Origin of the sequence: Microbacterium sp., from assembly GCF_031178525.1 — a bacterium.
Taxonomy (GTDB): Bacteria; Actinomycetota; Actinomycetes; order Actinomycetales; family Microbacteriaceae; genus Microbacterium.
Map to the genome: position 1 here is coordinate 1 of NZ_JAPSJA010000024.1, position 18590 is coordinate 18590.

Annotated in this window: 19 protein-coding genes; 11 read left to right on the forward strand and 8 right to left on the reverse strand. The window is 71.4% G+C overall.

The window, feature by feature from the left end:
• A partial coding sequence (locus RIF89_RS03205; protein ID WP_309067715.1) for an exodeoxyribonuclease III occupies positions 1-672 on the forward strand: 672 nt, incomplete at its 5' end.
• A 6-nt stretch (positions 673-678) separates the two neighbouring features.
• Here RIF89_RS03205 and RIF89_RS03210 read toward each other — a convergent pair.
• Together RIF89_RS03210 and RIF89_RS03215 are read right to left on the reverse strand one after the other, a co-directional pair.
• Positions 679-1371 (reverse strand): helix-turn-helix domain-containing protein, encoded by a 693-nt coding sequence (locus tag RIF89_RS03210; protein ID WP_309067716.1) that lies wholly within the window; start codon positions 1369-1371, stop codon positions 679-681.
• Positions 1372-1375: 4 nt separating this feature from the next.
• Positions 1376-1816: a VOC family protein gene (locus RIF89_RS03215; protein WP_309067717.1), complete on the reverse strand. Its 441-nt coding sequence runs from the start codon at positions 1814-1816 to the stop codon at positions 1376-1378.
• A gap of 186 nt (positions 1817-2002) precedes the next feature.
• On the opposite strand from RIF89_RS03215, the gene RIF89_RS03220 reads away from it, so the two are divergent.
• From RIF89_RS03220 to RIF89_RS03245, 6 genes are all read left to right on the forward strand, one after another.
• Positions 2003-3301, forward strand: a complete 1299-nt coding sequence (locus tag RIF89_RS03220; protein ID WP_309067718.1) for a sensor histidine kinase — start codon at positions 2003-2005, stop codon at positions 3299-3301.
• Positions 3298-3933 carry a response regulator transcription factor gene (locus tag RIF89_RS03225; protein ID WP_309067719.1) on the forward strand — a complete coding sequence of 212 codons (636 nt, stop codon included), beginning with the start codon at positions 3298-3300 and terminating at the stop codon, positions 3931-3933. The genes RIF89_RS03220 and RIF89_RS03225 overlap by 4 nt, the downstream gene beginning before the upstream one ends.
• A 187-nt stretch (positions 3934-4120) precedes the next feature.
• The gene (locus tag RIF89_RS03230) at positions 4121-5005 is read left to right on the forward strand and encodes an ATP-binding cassette domain-containing protein (RefSeq protein ID WP_309067720.1); all 885 of its coding nucleotides are present in this window, start codon (positions 4121-4123) and stop codon (positions 5003-5005) included.
• The gene (locus RIF89_RS03235) at positions 5002-6135 is read left to right on the forward strand and encodes an ABC transporter permease (RefSeq protein WP_309067721.1); all 1134 of its coding nucleotides are present in this window, start codon (positions 5002-5004) and stop codon (positions 6133-6135) included. The genes RIF89_RS03230 and RIF89_RS03235 overlap by 4 nt, the downstream gene beginning before the upstream one ends.
• 164 nt (positions 6136-6299) lie before the next feature.
• Entirely contained in the window at positions 6300-6887 is a 588-nt protein-coding gene (locus RIF89_RS03240; protein ID WP_309067722.1) for a nitroreductase family protein, read from the forward strand.
• A 139-nt stretch (positions 6888-7026) separates the two neighbouring features.
• Positions 7027-7881, forward strand: a complete 855-nt coding sequence (locus RIF89_RS03245; protein WP_309067723.1) for an SMP-30/gluconolactonase/LRE family protein — start codon at positions 7027-7029, stop codon at positions 7879-7881.
• A 110-nt stretch (positions 7882-7991) separates the two neighbouring features.
• Here the strand turns inward: RIF89_RS03245 and RIF89_RS03250 are convergent, their stop codons facing one another.
• A complete protein-coding gene (locus tag RIF89_RS03250; RefSeq protein ID WP_309067724.1) occupies positions 7992-10196 on the reverse strand; it encodes an AAA family ATPase in 2205 nt (734 codons plus the stop codon).
• Positions 10197-10335: 139 nt separating this feature from the next.
• On the opposite strand from RIF89_RS03250, the gene RIF89_RS03255 reads away from it, so the two are divergent.
• Complete coding sequence (locus RIF89_RS03255) at positions 10336-10725, forward strand: hypothetical protein (protein ID WP_309067725.1); 390 nt, start codon at positions 10336-10338, stop codon at positions 10723-10725.
• 10 nt (positions 10726-10735) lie between these two features.
• On the forward strand, positions 10736-11089 hold the full coding sequence (locus tag RIF89_RS03260; protein WP_309067726.1) for a hypothetical protein: 354 nt from the start codon (positions 10736-10738) through the stop codon (positions 11087-11089).
• Between the two features lie 71 nt (positions 11090-11160).
• On the opposite strand, the gene RIF89_RS03265 is transcribed toward RIF89_RS03260, so the two are convergent.
• Positions 11161-12147, reverse strand: coding sequence for a helix-turn-helix domain-containing protein (locus tag RIF89_RS03265; protein ID WP_309067727.1), 987 nt, complete (start codon positions 12145-12147; stop codon positions 11161-11163).
• Between the two features lie 100 nt (positions 12148-12247).
• On the opposite strand from RIF89_RS03265, the gene RIF89_RS03270 reads away from it, so the two are divergent.
• Positions 12248-12373: a hypothetical protein gene (locus RIF89_RS03270; RefSeq protein ID WP_309067728.1), complete on the forward strand. Its 126-nt coding sequence runs from the start codon at positions 12248-12250 to the stop codon at positions 12371-12373.
• 4 nt (positions 12374-12377) lie between these two features.
• On the opposite strand, the gene RIF89_RS03275 is transcribed toward RIF89_RS03270, so the two are convergent.
• The 3 genes from RIF89_RS03275 to RIF89_RS03285 all read right to left on the reverse strand — a co-directional run bounded on the left by RIF89_RS03275 (position 12378) and on the right by RIF89_RS03285 (position 16387).
• Positions 12378-13586, reverse strand: coding sequence for a glycosyltransferase (locus tag RIF89_RS03275; RefSeq protein WP_309067729.1), 1209 nt, complete (start codon positions 13584-13586; stop codon positions 12378-12380).
• An 18-nt stretch (positions 13587-13604) separates the two neighbouring features.
• Positions 13605-14837 (reverse strand): glycosyltransferase, encoded by a 1233-nt coding sequence (locus tag RIF89_RS03280; RefSeq protein ID WP_309067730.1) that lies wholly within the window; start codon positions 14835-14837, stop codon positions 13605-13607.
• 122 nt (positions 14838-14959) lie between these two features.
• Entirely contained in the window at positions 14960-16387 is a 1428-nt protein-coding gene (locus RIF89_RS03285; protein ID WP_309067731.1) for a CCA tRNA nucleotidyltransferase, read from the reverse strand.
• Between the two features lie 71 nt (positions 16388-16458).
• On the opposite strand from RIF89_RS03285, the gene RIF89_RS03290 reads away from it, so the two are divergent.
• Positions 16459-17301: a DMT family transporter gene (locus tag RIF89_RS03290; protein ID WP_309067732.1), complete on the forward strand. Its 843-nt coding sequence runs from the start codon at positions 16459-16461 to the stop codon at positions 17299-17301.
• Between the two features lie 54 nt (positions 17302-17355).
• On the opposite strand, the gene RIF89_RS03295 is transcribed toward RIF89_RS03290, so the two are convergent.
• On the reverse strand, positions 17356-18590 hold a 1235-nt coding region (locus RIF89_RS03295), incomplete at its 5' end, for a methyltransferase (RefSeq protein ID WP_309067733.1).

Sequence of the window (18590 nt, forward strand, 5' to 3'; positions counted from 1 at the left end):
CTGAATCAGTGGAACGGCGTCGCGATCGCGAGCCGCGAGCCCATCGAGGACGTGGAGTATGCCTTCACCGGCATGCCCGGCTTCCTGAAGGACCACGACGGTCCGGATGCGCCGCAGGAGGCTCGCGCGATCGGCGCGACCGTCGGCGGCGTGCAGGTGTGGAGCCTGTACGTGCCGAACGGACGCTCGCTGCTCGACCCGCACTACGTCTACAAGCTGCACTGGCTGAAGGCCCTCGAGGAGCACACCCGGCAGACCCTCGCGGCGCATCCCGACCTGCCCCTCGCGCTGGTCGGCGACTTCAACATCGCCCCGACGGACGCCGACAACGGCGACCCGCAGGTCGTGGAGGGCGCCACGACGCACGTCTCCCCCGCCGAGCGCGAGGCGTTCGCGGCCCTGGAGTCGGCCGGCGTGGTCGATGTCGTGCGCCCGCTCGTGCCCGAGGGCTACACGTACTGGGATTACAAGGCTCTCAAGTTCCCGCGCAATCAGGGCCTGCGGATCGACTTCATCCTCGGCTCCCGCGCTCTGGCCGACGCCGTGACGGGCGCCGCGATCCACCGGGATGAGCGCAAGGGCGACGCCCCCAGCGACCACGTCCCCGTCGTCGTCGACCTCGACTTCCCGGGCGCGGACGAGGACGACGACGTCCCGATGATCTTCGGCTGACGCGCCTCAGGCGGCGACGCCGGGATCGATGTGGAACGTCGCGGCGAAGCGCTCCAGGAGCGCCGGATCCCCGTCGACGACGACCACGTGCCCCTGCTCGATCGCGTCGGACGGCGTCAGCTCCCCGGAGATGACGCGCCGGATGGCGGGGCCGGCGGCGATCCGGATGTCCGGCTGCAGGTCGGGCAGCGTGCCGCCGACGGGCGGCGCGGCGGGAGCGATCTGCCAGACCTCCAGCGCTCCTCCGGCGACGCGGGCCCCGAGGGTCACGGGCCCCACACCGAGCTCGTAGGTCGTCGTCGGCATGTCGACGGTCGCGGCAGGCCGGAACGCCGTCCGCAGCGCCATGGTGAGCGAATCGGGAGAGACCACGTCGCCCTCCGCGGGGTCGCCCATCCTCTGGAACCCCCATCGCCCCAGCGCGAGCACGATCGGTTCGAGTTCGCGCCCATAGGGCGTGAGCTCGTACACCAGCCCGCATCGCGGGATCGGCACGCGGCGGACGACGCCGCCGTCCTGCAGCTCCTTCAAGCGCGTGCTGAGGATGTTGGTGGGGATCCGGGGCAGTCCCTGCTTCAGGTCCGTGTAGCGCCGCGGCCCGACGAGCAGGTCGCGGACGATGAGCAGCGCCCACCGTTCCGCGACCAGCTCTACCGCCGTCGTCACGCCGCAGTACTGCCCGTAGCTGCGTGTCGCCAACGGGTCAGGCTCCCGTCGACTCGGCCATGAACGCCTCGGGGCCCTTCTCCGCCGCGACCGGGTCCATCCAGAGGAACTCGATGATGTTGCCGTCCGGGTCGGCAAGGCTCACGGAGTACATGAAGCCGTAGTCCTGCGGGTCCTTGTGCTCGGAGCCGCCCGCGTCCAGCACCCGCTGACGGATGGCGTCGACGTCCTCGCGCGAATCGCGGCTGAGAGCCGTGATGACCTGCGCCGCTCCGGCAGGGTCGACAACGGTCCTGTCGGTGAAGGTGCCGAAGTACTCCCTGGTCAGCACCATGAAGAAGACGTTGTCGTCCCACTTCACGCAGGCCGCGTTGTCGTCCGTGAACTCGGGCACGATCTCGGCGCCGAGCGCGGCGTAGAACTCCTTGGCCTTCGGCAGGTCGGCGGTGGGGAGATTGACGAAGACGTTGGTGGGCATGACCTTCTCCTGCTTCTTTGCGGGGTGCGCGAGCTCGCACGGGGTGGGATGGGCGACGCCGGTTCGATATCGCCCGTCGGCGAGCTCATGCTTGCAAAAAACAAGCAACACTGTCAAGCCATCCCGGACGCGGATGTCCGTCGCGCGGGGGAGGACCCCGCGTCGCGGAATCCGTACCGTGGGAGGATGGCGCTTCTCACGCGTGAACCAAGCGGCACCGGCGGGCTCACGACGGCACCCCAGGTCGCGCCGCGCACGCGGCCGACTCGCCGCGACCTGCGGGCCGACGTCGTGCTCGCCGGCGCGCTCTTCGTGGCGGCCGTCCTCAGTGTGACGCTCTCGGCCCTGTCGCAGCTGTTCAGCTTCCGTGACGACGCGGGGGCATGGCCGCTGCTGTTCGCGGCCCTGACCACGCTGCCCCTCGCGGTGCGCCGCCGGTTCCCCGTCGCGGTCGCCGTGACGATCGCGGCCGCGTATTTCGCCGGGACGTCACTCGAGCTCGCGGAGCTGTACGTCAGCCAGGTGACGATGTTCGTCGCGTTCTACACGGTGGGCGCCTGGATGGACGACCGGCGTCGCGCCGCATGGGCACGCTGGCTGATCATCCTCGCGATGTTCGTCTGGATGCTGGTGTCGACCTACCTCGGAGCGATGAACCCGAACGAGAACATGCCCGACACCGCGGGCGCCTTCTCGCCCTACGTCGCGTACATGCTCATCCTGTGGCTCATCAACGTGGCCTACTTCGGCGGTGCGTATTACCTCGGTGACCGCGCCTACGCCGCGGCGCGCGATCGCGACGCCCTCCGCCGACGCACGCGCGAGCTCGAGGAGGAGCGCGAGATGTCGGCCGCCCAGGCCGTGATGCTCGACCGCGTGCGCATCGCGCGCGAGCTGCACGACGTCGTCGCGCACCACGTCTCGGCGATGGGCGTCCAGGCGGGCGCGGCACGCACAGTGCTCGACACCGATCCGGATGCCGCACGGGGAATACTCACGGCGGTGGAGCAGTCGGCACGCGGTGCGATCGACGAGCTGCACCTGCTGCTCGACACGCTGCGTGCGCCGGAAGCGGGGGACGAGCAGGCCTCGACGCTGCGCCTGACCGGCCTGGCGCAACTCGCGCACGAGATGACCGCGGCGGGCACGCCGACGACCTTCACGGTCGTGGGCGAGCCGATCGACGTGCCCGAGACCGTGCACGTGAACCTGTATCGCGTCGCGCAGGAGGCGCTGACGAACGCCCGTCGTCATGCGGGCCCCGACGTCACGGCCGACATGCGCCTGCGTTACGACTCCGACGCCGTGGAGCTGGAGGTCACGAACACCGGCCGCACGAGCCCCGTCGCCCGCCCCGGTCTGGGCCAGCTCGGCATGCGGGAACGCGCGATCGCTTCCGGCGGGTCCGTCGAGTTCGGTCCCCGCGAGCGCGGCGGCTACCTTGTCCGCGTCCGGGTGCCGGTCAACGCGAGAGGCGCCGTATGAACCCGCGCGTGCTCCTCGTGGACGACCATGCCACGATGCGCATGGGATTCCGGACCATCCTGCAGGCCTCGGGCGTCGAGGTCGTCGGTGAGGCCGCCACGGGTGCCGAGGCCGTCGCGGTCGCGCGCGAGCTGTCGCCCGACGTGATCCTGATGGACGTCCAGATGCCCGGCATGGACGGGATCGAGGCGACCGCGCGGATCCTCGAGCACGACGACGCCCCGAAGGTCGTGATCGTCACGACCTTCGACCGCGACGACTACCTGTTCGCCGCCCTGGACGCGGGCGCGAGCGGGTTCCTGCTGAAGAACGCGGGCCCGGAAGAGCTCGTCGCCGCGGTCCGCGTCGCGGCCGCGGGCGACGCGCTGCTGGCACCCGAGGTGACGCGCCGCGTGATCGAGCGCCATGCGCGCACGACCGCCGCGCGGCAGGCGCCGGATCCCGGCCTGACCGAACGCGAGCGCGAGGTGCTCCGTCTGCTCGCCGACGCGCTCAGCAACGCCGAGATCGCCGAGCGCCTGTTCATCGGCGAGGCGACCGTGAAGACGCACGTCTCCAACGTCCTGCAGAAGCTCGGCGCGCGCGACCGGGTGGCGGCGGTCGTCTACGCGCATCGCCACGGCCTCACCTGAGGCCCGCTCGCGGCCTCACCCGCTTGGTCGTGGCCCCACCTGACCCGCCCCAGAAGGCGCGGACCCACACCGTCGCGGGCCCTCCTCGGCATCCGCCGCACGGGGGAGGGCGAAGATCCACCCGACGGGGGAGTCGGGACGAGACCCGGATCCCTAGCGTGGGATGCATGGACGAAAGGGATCGCGGATGCTGACCTTGAGCGGGATCACGAAGAGCTATGGCGAGAGGCGGGTGCTCGACGACGTGTCGTTCGACGTCGCACCCGGCCGGCTCACCGGCTTCGTCGGCGGGAACGGCGCCGGCAAGACCACGACGATGCGGATCGTGCTGGGCCTGCTGTCACTCGACGGGGGAGAGGTCACGCTGAACGGCGCGCGCCTGGACGCCGCCGACCGCCGCGGCTTCGGGTACATGCCCGAGGAACGAGGCCTCTACCCGAAGATGCGCGTCCTCGAGCACATCGTGTACCTCGCACGCCTCCACGGCATCTCGAAGGAGACCGCCACGACCCGCGCGACCGCACTGCTCGAGCAGCTCGGTCTGGGGGAGCGGCTGAACGACAACATCGAGGCCCTGTCCCTCGGCAACCAGCAGCGCGCGCAGATCGCGGCGGCACTCGTGCACGACCCCGAGGTGCTGATCCTCGACGAGCCGTTCTCCGGACTCGACCCGCTCGCGGTCGACGTCGTCGCGGGCGTGCTGCAGGCGCGCGCCGCGGCAGGCGTCTCGGTGCTGTTCTCGTCGCACCAGCTGGACGTGGTCGAGCGCCTGTGCGACGACCTCGTCATCATCGCGGGCGGCACCATCCGCGCGAACGGATCACGCGACGAGCTGCGCGCGCACCACGCGTCGCGCCGGTTCGAGCTGATCTCGTCCGCGGACGCCGGGTGGCTGCGCGACGAGGCCGGCGTGGACGTCGTGCAGTTCGACGGCGGCTACGCGGTGTTCGACGCCGCCGACGACCAGGTCGCGCAGCGCGTGCTGCGCGGCGCCCTCGAGCGCGGAGAGGTCGCGGCGTTCGCGCCGCAGCGTCCGTCGCTCGCGCAGATCTTCAAGGAGGTCATCCAGTGAGCACCACGACAGCGCCCGCTCCGGCGCCCACGCGCCAGCGCCCCGAGGCGACGCTCTCGGCCCCCCAGGGCGTCTGGCTCGTCGCCGAGCGCGAGATCGGCGGCAAGCTCCGCAGCCGGTCGTTCCTCATCTCCACAGCCATCCTGCTGCTGCTCGCCCTCGCCGGCGTGCTGTGGATGGGCTTCCAGGCCGGCTCGGCGGGCACGACGCAGATCGCCGCCACATCGGACGTCGCGGCCGAGCTCCCCGACGCGGACGGGCTCGAGGTCACCCCGATCGCGGATCGCTCCGAGGCGGAGGCGCTCGTGTCCGACGGCACGGTCGAGGCCGCCCTGCTGGCGGACCCGGCCTCGCCCACCGGCGTCCTGATCATCGCCGAGCAGGAGGCGCCGGATGCGCTCGTGTCGCTCCTGTCGGTGGCGCCGACGATCGAGCTGCTCGATCCTGAAGCCGATGACGAAGGACCGATGCGCTACATCCTGGGCATCATCTTCGGCGTCGTCTTCATGGGCGCCGCGATCACGTTCGGCTCCCCCATCACGATGAGCGTGATCGAGGAGAAGCAGACGCGCGTGATCGAGATCCTGATCTCGGCGATCCCCGCACGCGTGCTGCTGGCGGGCAAGGTGCTCGGCAACGCCATCCTCGCGATCGGGCAGATCCTGCTGCTGATCACGGTCGCCGTGATCGGTCTCGTGGTCACCGGCCAGACGGACGTGCTGCAGGGCCTCGGCACGCCGATCGTGTGGTTCGCGGTGTTCTTCCTGTTCGGGTTCCTGCTGCTGGCGGCGATGTTCGCGGCGGCCGGATCGCTCGTCTCGCGGCAGGAGGACTCGGGACCGACGCTCACGCCCGTGATGTGGCTGACGATGATCCCGTACTTCCTCGTGCTGTTCCTCGGCGAGAACCCCGTCGCGATGGCGATCATGTCGTACGTGCCCTTCTCGGCTCCCGTGGCCATGCCGATCCGGCTGTTCTTCGGCGACGCGATGTGGTGGGAGCCGCTGGTATCGCTCGCGATCATGCTCGCGACCTGCCTCGTGGTGATCGCGCTCGGTGCGAAGATCTACGAGAACTCGCTGCTGCGGATGGGCGCCCGGGTCAAGCTCTCGGAGGCCCTGAAGGGCTGATCACGCGCGGGATCGAAGGCGCGCGCACCTCTCACGGGGGCGCGCGCCTTCGTCGTCTCCGCCATCAGTTCGATTCACCGGAATACAATCCGGCGCTCGGCGGTTGCACACCCCCGAGGGCAACGGCGCCCATGACCTCCATCCCAGCAACAAGGAGAACCCGCATGGGCGCTGCCACGTTCGATCGCACCGCAGTCACCGACCACCCCGTCCTCGACGTCCTCGCCGGACGCTGGAGCCCCCGCGCCTACGACGCGACCGCTCCCATCGACGAGCAGAAGCTCTCGAGCGCGCTCGAGGCGGCCCGCTGGACGCCGTCGGCGAACAACATCCAGCCGTGGAAGTTCATCGTCGCGCGCCGCGGCACCGCGGAGCACACCGCGATCGCCGAGACGCTGATGGGCTTCAACCAGGCGTGGGCCCCCGCCGCCGCCGTGCTGCTCGTCGCCGTCGCCGTGACGCACGACGACGAGGGGCGCGAGATCCCGACGGCCCTGTACGACCTGGGCCAGGCCGTCGCTCACCTGTCGGTGCAGGCGCACCACGACGGCCTCGTCGTGCACCAGATGACCGGCTTCGACCCCGCCGCGATCGCCGCGCACTTCAGCCTGGCGCAGAACGAGCGTCCGTTCACCGTGACGGCGCTCGGCGAGTTCGGCGACCTCGAGGCGCTTCCCGAGGCGCTGCGCGAGCGCGAGATCGCCCCGCGCACCCGCCGCCCGATCGCGGACTCGCTGATCGTCAACGTCTAATCCCCTCGGGCCGCTCACGCGGTCACGCGCCGTGAAGGGCCGGTGGGATGACTCCCGCCGGCCCTTCGCCGTATGCGCGCGGCGGCCGACTTGCGGCTAGCGTCTTCGGCAGGAGCCCCACCCGCACGACAGGAGGACCATGCCCCGCGCAGACCAGATCACCGACTCCGTGACGTACCACGGCGAGGGCGCCGTGTGGCACGAGGGATGGGGCGGACTGCGCTTCGTGGACATGCTCGCGGGCGACGTGATGTCGCTGGATGAGGCGAGCGGCGCCGTGCGGCGCCTCCACGTCGACTCGCCCGTCGCCGCGCTGCTGCGTCCGCGCACGTCGGGTGGCTTCGTCGTGGCCACTGAGCGCGCGTTCGCCGCGTACGACGCCGACGATCGCCGCGAGTGGGAGACCCCCGACCTGTGGGACGGGCCGGTGCGCTTCAACGAGGGCGGCGTGGATCCCCGCGGACGGCTGCTCGCCGGCCAGATGGCGTACGACCAGTCGCCGGGCGTCGCCGCCATGTGGCGGCTGAACGCGGATCGCACGACGGAGCGCCTGTTCGGAGACCTGACGGTGTCCAACGGTCTCGGATTCACCGCGGACGGCAGCCGCGCCTACTTCACGGACACGGAGACGGGCCGGATCGACGTGTTCGACGTGGTCGACGGGGAGCTGCGGGATCGGCGACCGCTCGTCGCCGTTCCCGACGACGCCGGTCACCCCGACGGCCTGTGCGTAGACGCCGAGGACGGCGTCTGGACGGCTCTGTACGGCGGCGCGGCCGTGCGCCGCTACGATGCCGCCGGCGTCCTGAGCGAGATCGTGGAGGTGGGCGCCCAGCAGGTCACCTCGTGCGCGCTCGGCGGCCCGGACGGCACGACGCTCTACGTCACCACGTCGCGCGAGGGTCTCCAGCCACACGAGGAGCCGGTCGCCGGCGCGCTGTTCCGGGCCGAGGTCGGCGTGCGCGGCGTGCCGATCCGCACCGTCGACGCCTGAGACCGCGCGAGCGCCCAAACCATATCCGCTGAACGAGAGCACACGGTTCGGCGCGTCCGGATCGTGTGCTCTCGTTCACATGATGTGGTTTCGGCAACCGGGAAGGGGGGTCAGTCCTCGACGATCTCGGCGTCGATGACGTCCTCGTCCTCCTCCGGCGCGGGCGGTGCGCTCTGTCCCTGGCTTGTCACCACGAGCTGCGATCCGTCCGCCGGGACGTCCACGCGCACGGTGTCGCCGTCCCGCACGCCGCCCGACAGGATCGCCAGCGCGAGCCGGTCCTGGATCTCCGCCTGGATCAGGCGCCGCAGCGGGCGCGCACCGTAGATCGGGTCGTACCCACGGTCGGCCAGCCAGGCGCGCGCGTCGGGCGTGACCGCCAGCGTGAGGCGGCGATCCGACAGCCGACGCTGCAGCAGGTCGACCTGCAGCTCGACGATCTGCGCGAGGTCGTCGTGGCTGAGCGCCTGGAACATCACGATGTCGTCGAGCCGGTTCACGAACTCCGGCTTGAACGCCTGGCGCACGAGCTGCAGGACCTGCTCGCGCTTGGCGTCGGCCGGCAGAGTCGGGTCGATCAGGATCGGCGAGCCGAGGTTCGACGTCAGAATCAGGATCACGTTCTTGAAGTCGACGGTGCGGCCCTGGCCATCCGTGAGGCGGCCGTCATCCATCACCTGCAGCAGCACGTCGAACACCTCGGGGTGGGCCTTCTCCACCTCGTCCAGCAGCACGACGCTGTACGGGCGACGCCGCACCGCCTCGGTGAGCTGGCCACCCTGCTCGTAGCCGATGTAGCCGGGAGGGGCGCCGACGAGGCGCGACACCGAGTGCTTCTCGCCGTACTCCGACATGTCGATGCGCACCATGGCGTGCTCGTCGTCGAACAGGAACTCGGCCAGCGCCTTCGCGAGCTCGGTCTTGCCGACACCCGTCGGGCCGAGGAACAGGAAGGATCCCGTCGGCCGGTTCGGATCGCTGATGCCGGCGCGCGAGCGGCGCACCGCATCGGCGACGGCCTTCACGGCCTCCTTCTGACCGATCAGGCGTCGGCCCAGCTCGGCCTCCAGGTGCAGCAGCTTCTCGGTCTCGCCCTGCAGCAGGCGCCCGACCGGAATGCCCGTCCACGACGCGATGACCTGCGCGATGTCGTCGTCCGTGACCTGCTCGTTGACCATGCGCGGCTCCTCGCCCGCCGCCTCCGCCTGCTTCTCCGCCTCCGCCAGCTCGGCCTCGAGCTGCTTGATGGTCTCGTACTGCAGCCTGGAGGCCTTCGCGTAGTCGGCCTCGCGCAGCGCGCGGTCCCGCTCGGTCACGGCGGCGTCGAGACGCTTCTTCAGGTCACCCACGCGGTTGAGGCCCCCGCGCTCACGCGCCCAGCGCTCCTCGAGCGTGCGCAGCTCGGCCTCCGACGCGGCCATCTGCTCGCGCAGCTTCGCCAGGCGCTCCTTGGAGGCGGGGTCCTTCTCCTTCTTGAGCGCGAGCTCCTCCAGGCGCATGCGGTCGACCTGGCGCTTGAGCTGGTCGATCTCGACGGGGGACGAGTCGATCTCCATCTTCAGCCGGCTCATCGCCTCGTCGATCAGGTCGATCGCCTTGTCGGGGAGCTGACGGCTCGGGATGTACCGGTTCGAGAGCGCAGCGGCCGCGACGAGCGCACCGTCCGTGATCGTCACTCCGTGGTGGGCCTCGTAGCGCCCCTTGAGCCCGCGCAGGATCGCCACAGTGTCCTCGACGGACGGCTCGCCCACGTACACCTGCTGGAAGCGGCGCTCGAGCGCGGCGTCCTTCTCGATGAACTCGCGATACTCGTTGAGCGTGGTCGCGCCGATCAGGCGCAGCTCGCCGCGCGCGAGCATGGGCTTGAGCATGTTGGACGCCGCGACGGATCCCTCGCCGCCTCCCGCTCCCATGAGCACGTGCAGCTCGTCGATGAACGTGATCACCTGTCCCTCCGACTCGGTGATCTCCTTCAGGACGTTCTTCAGCCGCTCCTCGAACTGGCCGCGGTACATCGCACCGGCCACGAGGGCGGACATGTCGAGGCTGATCAGGCGCTTGTCCTTGAGGCTCTCGGCCACGTCGCCCGCGACGATGCGCTGCGCGAGGCCCTCCACGACGGCGGTCTTGCCGACGCCGGGTTCGCCGATCAGCACCGGGTTGTTCTTGGTGCGCCGGGTGAGCACCTGGCTCACGCGCCGGATCTCCGAGTCGCGTCCGATGACCGGATCGAGCTTCCCCGCGCGCGCCCGCTCGGTCAGGTCGATGCCGAACTGCTCGAGCGCGCTCTGCTGCTCCTGCTTCTGATCCGTCACAGCCCCTCCTCACATCTCGGAAAACCAAGCCGAACGACGGCTCACTAAAGTTGAGTCGCTCGCGCTCAAGTTTATCAGGGTTATTCGCCCCTGCGATAGAGCCTCCAGCACCACTCCCACCCACCGCTAGCCTGGCCCCGTGACCACTCCCGCGGACCCGCCGTACGACCCGCCGCCGTACGCGGCGCCGGGCCCGGCCTCCCCGCCGCCGGCACGAGGCAGCACTCCCGTGACCATTGCGGCGATCTGTGCGGTCGCGGTGATCCTCGCGATCTTCGCCGAGATCGTCGTCCAGGCCGCGGTGCTCTCATCCACCGACTTCTCCGCGCTCGGCCTGGCGAGCCTGCCCGTGCGCCTCATCGCGACCCTGTTCGGCGTGGGAGCGATCGTCGCGGGGGCCATCGCCGTCTCGCGGCGCGCGCGCGTGGTGCTCGCGGGCGTGGCCATCGGCGTCGGCATCGCGCCCGTCCTGAGCGCCATCCTGAGCATCATCCAGTTCGCCGTGCACGCGGCCATGACGGTGCTGTGAGGAGCGCGCGATGACGACGATCCCTCCCCAGCCGGCCCCGCCCGCGTCCCGAGCCGACGGACCCAACGTGCTGGCGATCGTCGCACTCGCCCTGGCGGGCCTGGTCGCCCTCGCGGGTGTGCTCAACGCGTTCCTGCCTGTCCTCGTGAACCAGCTGTCCTTGCCGATCTCCGCCCTCGCGAGCGCGCTCGGCGTCGGGTCGCTGGTGCTCATGCTCGTCGGGGCAGCGTGCGCGATCATCGGCCTGCGCCATCCGCGCAAGGTGCTCCCGGCGATCGCCCTCGGCTATCACGTCGTGTCACTGATCCAGCTGGCACTCTGGAGCGGCCTCTTCCCGGCGCTCATGCGCGTGTTCGCCGGCTGACCCGCGCCGTCGACCGGTGCGGCCGCCGCTTCGCGCGCGGATGCCGCACCTGCCGGCGGATCCGCCTCGGATCAGGCGGCAGCGCTTGCCGCGACCTCCGGCGTCGCGGGCGGGCAGGCGAAGCGGGCGCGGTAGGCGGTCGGCGTGGTGCCGAGCACGCGAGAGAAGTTCTGACGCAGCACGGCCGCGGAGCCGAACCCGCACTCGTCCGCGATGCGGTCGAGCCCCCACTCGGTCTGCTCGAGCAGGCGCTGCGCCTGGATGATGCGCTGGCGCGCGATCCACGCCGCGGGAGTGGTGCCGTAGTCGGCCTTGAAGCGGCGCGCGAACGTGCGCGGCGACATGTGCACGCGGTTGGCGAGCTGCTCGACGCTCAGGTCGAGGTGCAGGTTCTCCAGCACCCAGTCGGCGACCGGCGCGAGCGAGAGTCCGGTCGTCTCGGGAAGCGGCTTCAGGATGAACTGCGCCTGCCCGCCGTCGCGCTGCGGCGGCACGACCATGCGGCGCGCGATGATGTTCGCCGCCTCGGCGCCCAGCTCCTGGCGCAGCAGGTGAAGGCACGCGTCCAGACCCGCGGCCGTGCCGGCACTGGTGATGATGCGCCCGTCCTGCACGTAGAGGACGTCCGGATCCACCTCCACCTCCGGATACATGCGCGCCATGGTCTCGGCGTACATCCAGTGCGTCGTCGCGCGGCGGCCGTCGAGCACGCCGGCGTTGGCGAGGACGAAGGACCCGCTGCAGACGCTGAGCAGCCACGCGCCCCGGGCATCGGCGTGCCGGATGACGTCGAGCACGCGCTCGTCCGCGTTGCCCCAGTACTGGTGAGGAGTGGGAGAGACGACGACGAGATCCGCCTCGTAGGCGAAGGAGAGATCGTCGTCGACGTTGATCGAGAAGCCCATTTTCGACGGCACGGCCCCGGGGTCCGGTGTCACGATCCGGAAGTCGAAGTTCGGGATCCCGGAATCGGTCCGGTCGAGGCCGAACGCCTCACACGCGACGCCGAACTCGAAGGGCGCGAAGCCCTCCTGCACGATGCACGCGACGGTTCTCATGAGGGCTCCTCGGAGGGGACGGAAGCAGTGGCAGTATTCCTGCGGAATGTGACGATCCTGCCACTGTTGGCAGGATCAGCGCAAGCGCAGGATGACTGCCATGTTGATTCTCATCCTCTTCGCGATCCTCTCGATCGCCGCGATCGCAGCAACGCTGCACGAGGTGCGCATCGACGGCTACGGCCGCGTGCGCACCGACGCCCTGCGCGTCCCCGACCGCGACTGAGTCGCTAGCCCGCCGCGCGCCGGTAGACCGCGACCATCGCGGCCGTCCGGGAGGACTGGCGGAACTTCGTCGGCATCTCCGGATCGGGCGCAGGAGCGGTACCGGCCGCGATGTCGTCCGCCGCGCGGCGCAGCGCGGCGGCGAGCGCGCGGATGCGTCCCGCCTCGTCCGGCGGCGCATCCACGCGCCAGACCCCCGTGCCGATCTCGTCGGCGATGTCGGGGTCGCTGATCACGGCCGGCGTGCCGAGCGAGGCGGCTTCGAACGGCGTCATTCCCTGGGTCTCGAAGCCGATCGACGTCTGCACGAGCGCGTCCGCCGCCGCGATGCGCCGCAGCACCTCGTCGTACGGCAGCTTCCCCGCGAAGCGCACCGCGAGCCGGTGCTGCGTCACGAGCTTGCGCGCCGCCGCCAGCTGCGCCCCGCCGCCGATCACCTCGACCTCGCACGCGACATCCGCCCGTGCGAGCGCTTCCAGGAAGGGCAGCAGGCGCTTCTCCGGGCTCATCCGGCCGAGCCACACGAACCGCGCGGGACCGCCGACCGGCGCGGCGGGCGCCTCGGCCCGCACGCGATCGAGCAGGTCGTCGTCGATCCCGTTCCACACGACGTCGACGGGCGTGAACACGCCGTGCGCCTCCAGGCGCCGCGCGAAGTGACGGGACGGCGCGGTCACGGCGCCGGCTCCGCGCGCCAGACCGCGCAGGTACGCCCAGCCGTCTGAGCCGGTGCGCGCGCCGCCCGCGCGTCCTCTCAGCGCGGTGCGGCGCCAGGCGTTGAGCGCGCGCAGCACGAGACCGGGGAACGGCGCGGTGGCCTCGATGCCGACGTCGACACGGTTGTGCATGGTGTGCACGACGGGGAGGCCGTGCCGGGCGGCGTAGCGGTAGCCGAGGAACGCGCCCCAGAAGTCGGCCTGCACGTGGACGAGGTCCGGCTGCGGCCGCCGCGCCATGCCGGCGTCGACGACCCGATCGGCGGCGCGGCCGGGCCAGGAGAGGGAGTACTCCCGATCCGGCGTGAGGGGCATCGACGGCAGATCGAGGTAACCCGGATCATCCGCGTTGATCGCCGCGCGAGCCCCATGCCGGCGCGGCGCGACGATCGTCACGGTGTGCCCCGCGCGCTCGAGATACCGGCGCTGCAGGCGCGTCGACACCTGAGCACCGCCGAGCGACTCGACGTGCTGATCCGCGAACATCACGATGTGCACGCGCGGTGACCCCGATCGCTAGGCCGGCTGCGCTTCGCCGCGACGATCCAGGAGGACGTGCGGCGCCGCGCCGCGATACAGGGCCTCGAACGTGTCGAGCGTGCGGTTGATGTCGTGCACGAGCACGCCCTCGAGCGATGCGCGCTGCATACGCAGGCGCTCCTCGGGCGTGGCGGTGAGCACGGTCGCGAGCTTCGCGGCGAGGTCGTCGACGTCGCCGGGCTCGAACAGGTAGCCGTTCTCGCCCTCGTGCACCAGGTGCGGCAGCGCCACCGCGTTCGCCGCGACGATCGGCAGACCCGATGCCATCGCCTCCATGGTGGCGATCGACTGCAGCTCGGCGATCGAGGCGATCGCGAACACGCTGCCGCGCGTCAGCGTCGCACGCAGGTGGGCGTCGGTCGACAGGCCGTGGAACGTCACGCGCTCCTGCACGCCCAGCTCTGCCGCGAGCGCCTGCAGCGCGTGCTCCTGGTCGCCCTGGCCGACGAGGTCGAGCTTGGCATCGAGCGCCGGGTCGAGCTTCGCCAGCGCGCGAAGGATCACGTCGACCTGCTTCTCGGCCGTCATCCGACCGACGAACACGATCCGGTTCTCGGAGCGCGGCTCGAGGTCGGCCGTGTACTGCGTGCGGTCGATGCCGCAGCTGATCGGGATCACGCCCGAGATGTCGATCGCCGACTCGAGGAAGTCGGCCGCGCGGCGCGTCGGAGTCGTGACCGCGGACGTGAGGCGGAACGTGCGCGCCGCATCCTTCCACGCGAGCTTCACGAGGAGATCGTTGGCCCAGTCCGGCAGCGTCGTGTGATCCAGGATGTTCTCCGGCATCACGTGGTTCGTCGCGACGATCCGGATGCCGCGCTTGCGCGCCTCGCGCGCGAGGCCGCGCCCGATCACGATGTGCGACTGGATGTGCACCACGTCGGGCTTGACGCGGTCGAGCACGCGGCGTGCGTGGTGCTTGGCGCGCCACGGCCACACGAAGCGCAGCCACTCGTGCCACCAGAGCCGGACCGACGGCAGGCGGTGCAGCGTCATCGCCTCGCCCTCGACCGTCTCGGTGCGGTTCGGCTCGTCGGCGTAGCGCCTGTTCGGCGCGACGACGTGCACGTCGTGCCCGCGCTGGACGAGTCCGGCCGCGAGTCGCTCGGCGAAGCGCGCGGCGCCGTTGATGTCGGGCGCGAAGGTGTCGGCGCCGATCAGGATGCGCAGCGGCCTTCGGGGGGCGTCGGGGGCGGGGGAGTCTGTCACGTTCGGCCTCGCAGTGCTGTTCGTGGCGGCACCGTCCCTCGGCACGGGGATGCGCGAGGGACGGGAAGTCGAATGCCGAGCCTATCCGAACGGCGGTCCGAGGCACGGGAGGCGTGCCGCGTTCAGCCCTGCCCGGCCCACCATTCCCGCAGGCGGCGCTCCGCCTCGTCGGCGCCGAGCACACCCTCGTCCAGGCGCAGGTCCAGCAGGAACCGGTAGGCCTTGCCGACCTCGGGACCGGGCGCGATGCCGAGCACGTGCTGGATGCGGTTGCCGTCGAGCTCGGGCCGGATGGCGTCGAGCTCCTCCTGCTCGCGCAGGACCACGATGCGCGCCTCGATGTCGTCGTAGGCCGTCGCGAGGCGCTGCGCCTTGCGTCGGTTGCGTGTCGTGACGTCGGCGCGCGTCAGGATGTGCAGGCGCTCGAGCTGAGAGCCCGCGTCGCGCACGTACCGGCGCACGGCCGAGTCGGTCCAGGCGCCCTCGGCGTAGCCGAAGAAGCGCAGGTGCAGCTCGATCAGCTTCGTCACCGCGTCGATCGTGTCGCCGTCGAACCGCAGCGCCTGCAGGCGCTTTCGCGCCATCCGCGCTCCCACGATGTCGTGGTGGTGGAACGTGACGGCTCCGCCCTTCTCGAGCTTGCGGGTGCGGGGCTTTCCGATGTCGTGCAGCAGCGCGGCGAGGCGCAGCGCGACATCCGGTTCCTGTCCGGGGAAGCGCTCGTGCTCGTGCTCGATCGCCTGCCGCAGCACGGTCAGGGAGTGCTCGTACACGTCCTTGTGGTGGTGGTGCTCGTCCACCTCCAGGCGCAGCGCCGAGACCTCGGGCAGGAACTCCTCGATCAGCCCCGTGTCGACCAGCACGCGGATCCCGCTCACCGGATGATCCGTCGCCAGCAGGCGCGTGAGCTCGCCCTGGACGCGCTCAGGGCTCACGATCGACAGCGTCTCGCGCAGCGCCTCGATGGTGCCGAGGGTGCCGGGCTCGACCTCGAAGCCGAGCTGCGACGTGAAGCGCGCGGCGCGAAGCATTCGCAGCGGATCGTCGCCGAAGCTGATGCGCGGATCGATCGGAGTGCGCAGCACGCCCGCGATCAGGTCCTCCACGCCGCCGGTCGGGTCGATGAGCTTGACCTCGGGCACGCGCAGTGCCATGGCGTTGACGGTGAAGTCACGGCGCACGAGGTCGGCCTCGAGCGTGTCGCCGAACTCCACGGTGGGTTTGCGCGTGACGCCGTCGTAGCTGTCGGCGCGGTAGGTCGTGATCTCCACCTGCTCGCCGCGCACGCGGGCGCCGATCGTGCCGAACGCGCGGCCGATGTCCCACTGCGCCGAGGAGATCGGCGTGACGATCCGCAGGATGTCGTCGGGTCGCGCATCCGTCGTGAAGTCGAGGTCGTGCGTCGCACGGCCCAGCAGCGCGTCGCGCACGGGACCGCCGACGATCGCGAGGTCGTGCCCGGCGTCGGCGAACGCGCGGGCGAGCGCGGCCACCACCGGCGAGGCCGCCAGGTCGCCGAGACGCGCGACACCGTCGGCCATGTTGAGCATGCAGCCAGTCTAGAGAGCCGCGCCGGCACCCCTCCGTCTGCCGTCTCGTGCACCGCCGCTAGCCTGGCGGGATGACGGCGATCCTGCTCGCGCTCGCGTCGGCGGTCGCGTACGGCGTCTCCGACTTCTTCGGGGGAGTCTTCTCGAAGCGGCACAGCGCCTGGACGATCGCGTTCTGGGGCCAGATCGGTTCGCTGCTCACTGCCGGTCTGCTGGCGCTGTGGGTCGGCGGTCGCCCCGACCGGCTGGACCTCCTCTGGGCGGCGGTCGCGGGCGTCGGGTCGGCGCTCGGCACCGCGTTCCTGTATCGCGGGCTGGCGAGCGGCCGGATGAGCGTCGTCGCGCCGGTCTCGGCCGTCGTCAGCGCGGGCGTGCCGATCGTCGTCGGCGTGGCGACGGGAGAGCGACCGGCTGCGCTGACCTGGGTCGGCATCGCGGTGGGCCTCGCGGCGATCTGGCTCGTGGCGCGCGCCCCGGATCCGGCGGGCGGGACGCGCGAGGGCGTCGCCGCATCCGTACGCGACGGCGTTCTCGCGGGGGCGGGCTTCGGCGCCTACTTCGCGGCGATCGGCCAGGTGCGCGAGGAGGCCGGGCTGTGGCCCAACGCGGCGAGCATGGTGGTCGCCGCGGTCCTGCTGCTGATCGTCGTGCTGGCCGTGCGCGCACCGCTGCGGCTGCCGTGGCGACGCACCGGTCTGGCGCTGCTGCCCGGCATGCTCGGCGCCGTCGCGCTGACGCTGTTCCTGCTCGCCTCGCAGCAGGGACTGCTCACCGTGGTCGCCGTGATCGCGTCGCTCTACCCGGCCGCGACCGTGATCCTGGCCGCCCTGGTGCTGCACGAGCGCATCCACCGCAGCCAGGCCGTCGGTCTCGCCGCGTGCGCGGCCGCGGTCGCCCTGGTCGCCGTGGCGTGACCGGTCTCGAAGTGCCGCGGAGGCCCCGACGAGCCTCCGCCGCCCTCCCACGGCTCAGGCGAAGGTCAGGAACCCGTCCACGAGCAGCTCCCGCACGCGCGGCAGCAGCTCGGCGCGCAGGGCGGGGCCGTCGGCCTCGAGCAGGTCGGCGATCGCCGCGATGAGCGGACCGACGGGCAGGTCGCCGTCGCACGCGCCGACCAGCGCCGCGAGCCCCGGATCCGCCTGGATCGCGCGGCCGAACCCCGCTCCCTGCCGCAGCTCGATCACCTGCGGGTCGCCCATGCCGGGCAGGTGATGCCGCGCCTCGGTCACGTCGGCCGCCGTGCGCAGCGTCGCCGCGGCGAGCGCGACGTCGTCCATGTCCACGAGCCTGTCGTGCGCCGCGAGCGCCTGTGCGAGGTGCACGCCGAGCCCGCCCTCCGAGGGGATCGCGTGCGGCACCCGCTCGTACCGCGCGAGCGCGGGCGATCCGGCGGGGCGGCGCAGCAGCACGTAGCCGAACCCGATCGCCGTGACGCCGCGCGCGGAGAAGTCCTCGAGCCACGCGGCGAGCAGCTCGTCGTGACGAGGCGAGCCGGGTGTCGTGCCTCCGTCGCGGATCCACATCTCGGCGTACTGGATCGGATCCAGCTGCTCGCGCTCGACCACCCACGCGTCGAGCGGCACGGGGGAGGACGCGACCCACGCGCGCACCCGTTCCAGTCCGTCGATGCCGTCGCGCGTCTCCCAGTTGCCCAGCAACTGGGCGACGCCGCCGGGGACCCCCGGCCCGCCCGCCCGGAGATGCGGGCCGACGGCGCGCACGACCTGCTCGACGAGCGCGTCGCCCACGAGCCCGCCGTCACGGTACTCGTATCCGGGCACGCCCGCGACGCGCGGCGTGATCACGAACGGCGGATTGGTCACGATCCGGTCGAACGTCTCTCCCGCCACGGGCTCGAACAGGCTGCCCCGGCGGGTCTCGATCCCGTCGTCGCTGTTCAGCAGCGCGTTCAGCCGGGTGAACGCGAGCGCCCGCTCGGACAGGTCGGTCGCCACGACCGATGCGGCGTACCGTCGCGCCCGCAGCGCCTGGATGCCGCATCCGGTGCCGAGATCCAGCACGCGCTCCGCCGGTGTCGGCAGCTGCAGGGCCGCGAGCGTGAGTGAGGCGCCGCCAACGCCGAGCACGTGATCCTCGGCCAGTGTTCCGCCGCCCGTGGCGATCTCGTCCAGGTCGCTCGCCAGCCACCACTCGCCCGCGCCCTCGGTGTCCAGGTACGACTGGGGCCTGATGATCGCGCGCG

Bases quoted from the DNA above. Each gene is read 5' to 3' on its own strand.
- RIF89_RS03290 (WP_309067732.1), top strand. From the start codon at position 16,459: ATGACGGCGATCCTGCTCGCGCTCGCGTCGGCGGTCGCGTACGGCGTC.
- RIF89_RS03220 (WP_309067718.1), top strand. From the start codon at position 2,003: ATGGCGCTTCTCACGCGTGAACCAAGCGGCACCGGCGGGCTCACGACG.
- RIF89_RS03285 (WP_309067731.1), bottom strand. From the start codon at position 16,387: ATGCTCAACATGGCCGACGGTGTCGCGCGTCTCGGCGACCTGGCGGCC.
- RIF89_RS03260 (WP_309067726.1), top strand. From the start codon at position 10,736: ATGACGACGATCCCTCCCCAGCCGGCCCCGCCCGCGTCCCGAGCCGAC.
- RIF89_RS03270 (WP_309067728.1), top strand. From the start codon at position 12,248: ATGTTGATTCTCATCCTCTTCGCGATCCTCTCGATCGCCGCGATCGCA.
- RIF89_RS03240 (WP_309067722.1), top strand. From the start codon at position 6,300: ATGGGCGCTGCCACGTTCGATCGCACCGCAGTCACCGACCACCCCGTC.
- RIF89_RS03265 (WP_309067727.1), bottom strand. From the start codon at position 12,147: ATGAGAACCGTCGCGTGCATCGTGCAGGAGGGCTTCGCGCCCTTCGAG.
- RIF89_RS03245 (WP_309067723.1), top strand. From the start codon at position 7,027: ATGCCCCGCGCAGACCAGATCACCGACTCCGTGACGTACCACGGCGAG.
- RIF89_RS03230 (WP_309067720.1), top strand. From the start codon at position 4,121: ATGCTGACCTTGAGCGGGATCACGAAGAGCTATGGCGAGAGGCGGGTG.
- RIF89_RS03225 (WP_309067719.1), top strand. From the start codon at position 3,298: ATGAACCCGCGCGTGCTCCTCGTGGACGACCATGCCACGATGCGCATG.
- RIF89_RS03215 (WP_309067717.1), bottom strand. From the start codon at position 1,816: ATGCCCACCAACGTCTTCGTCAATCTCCCCACCGCCGACCTGCCGAAG.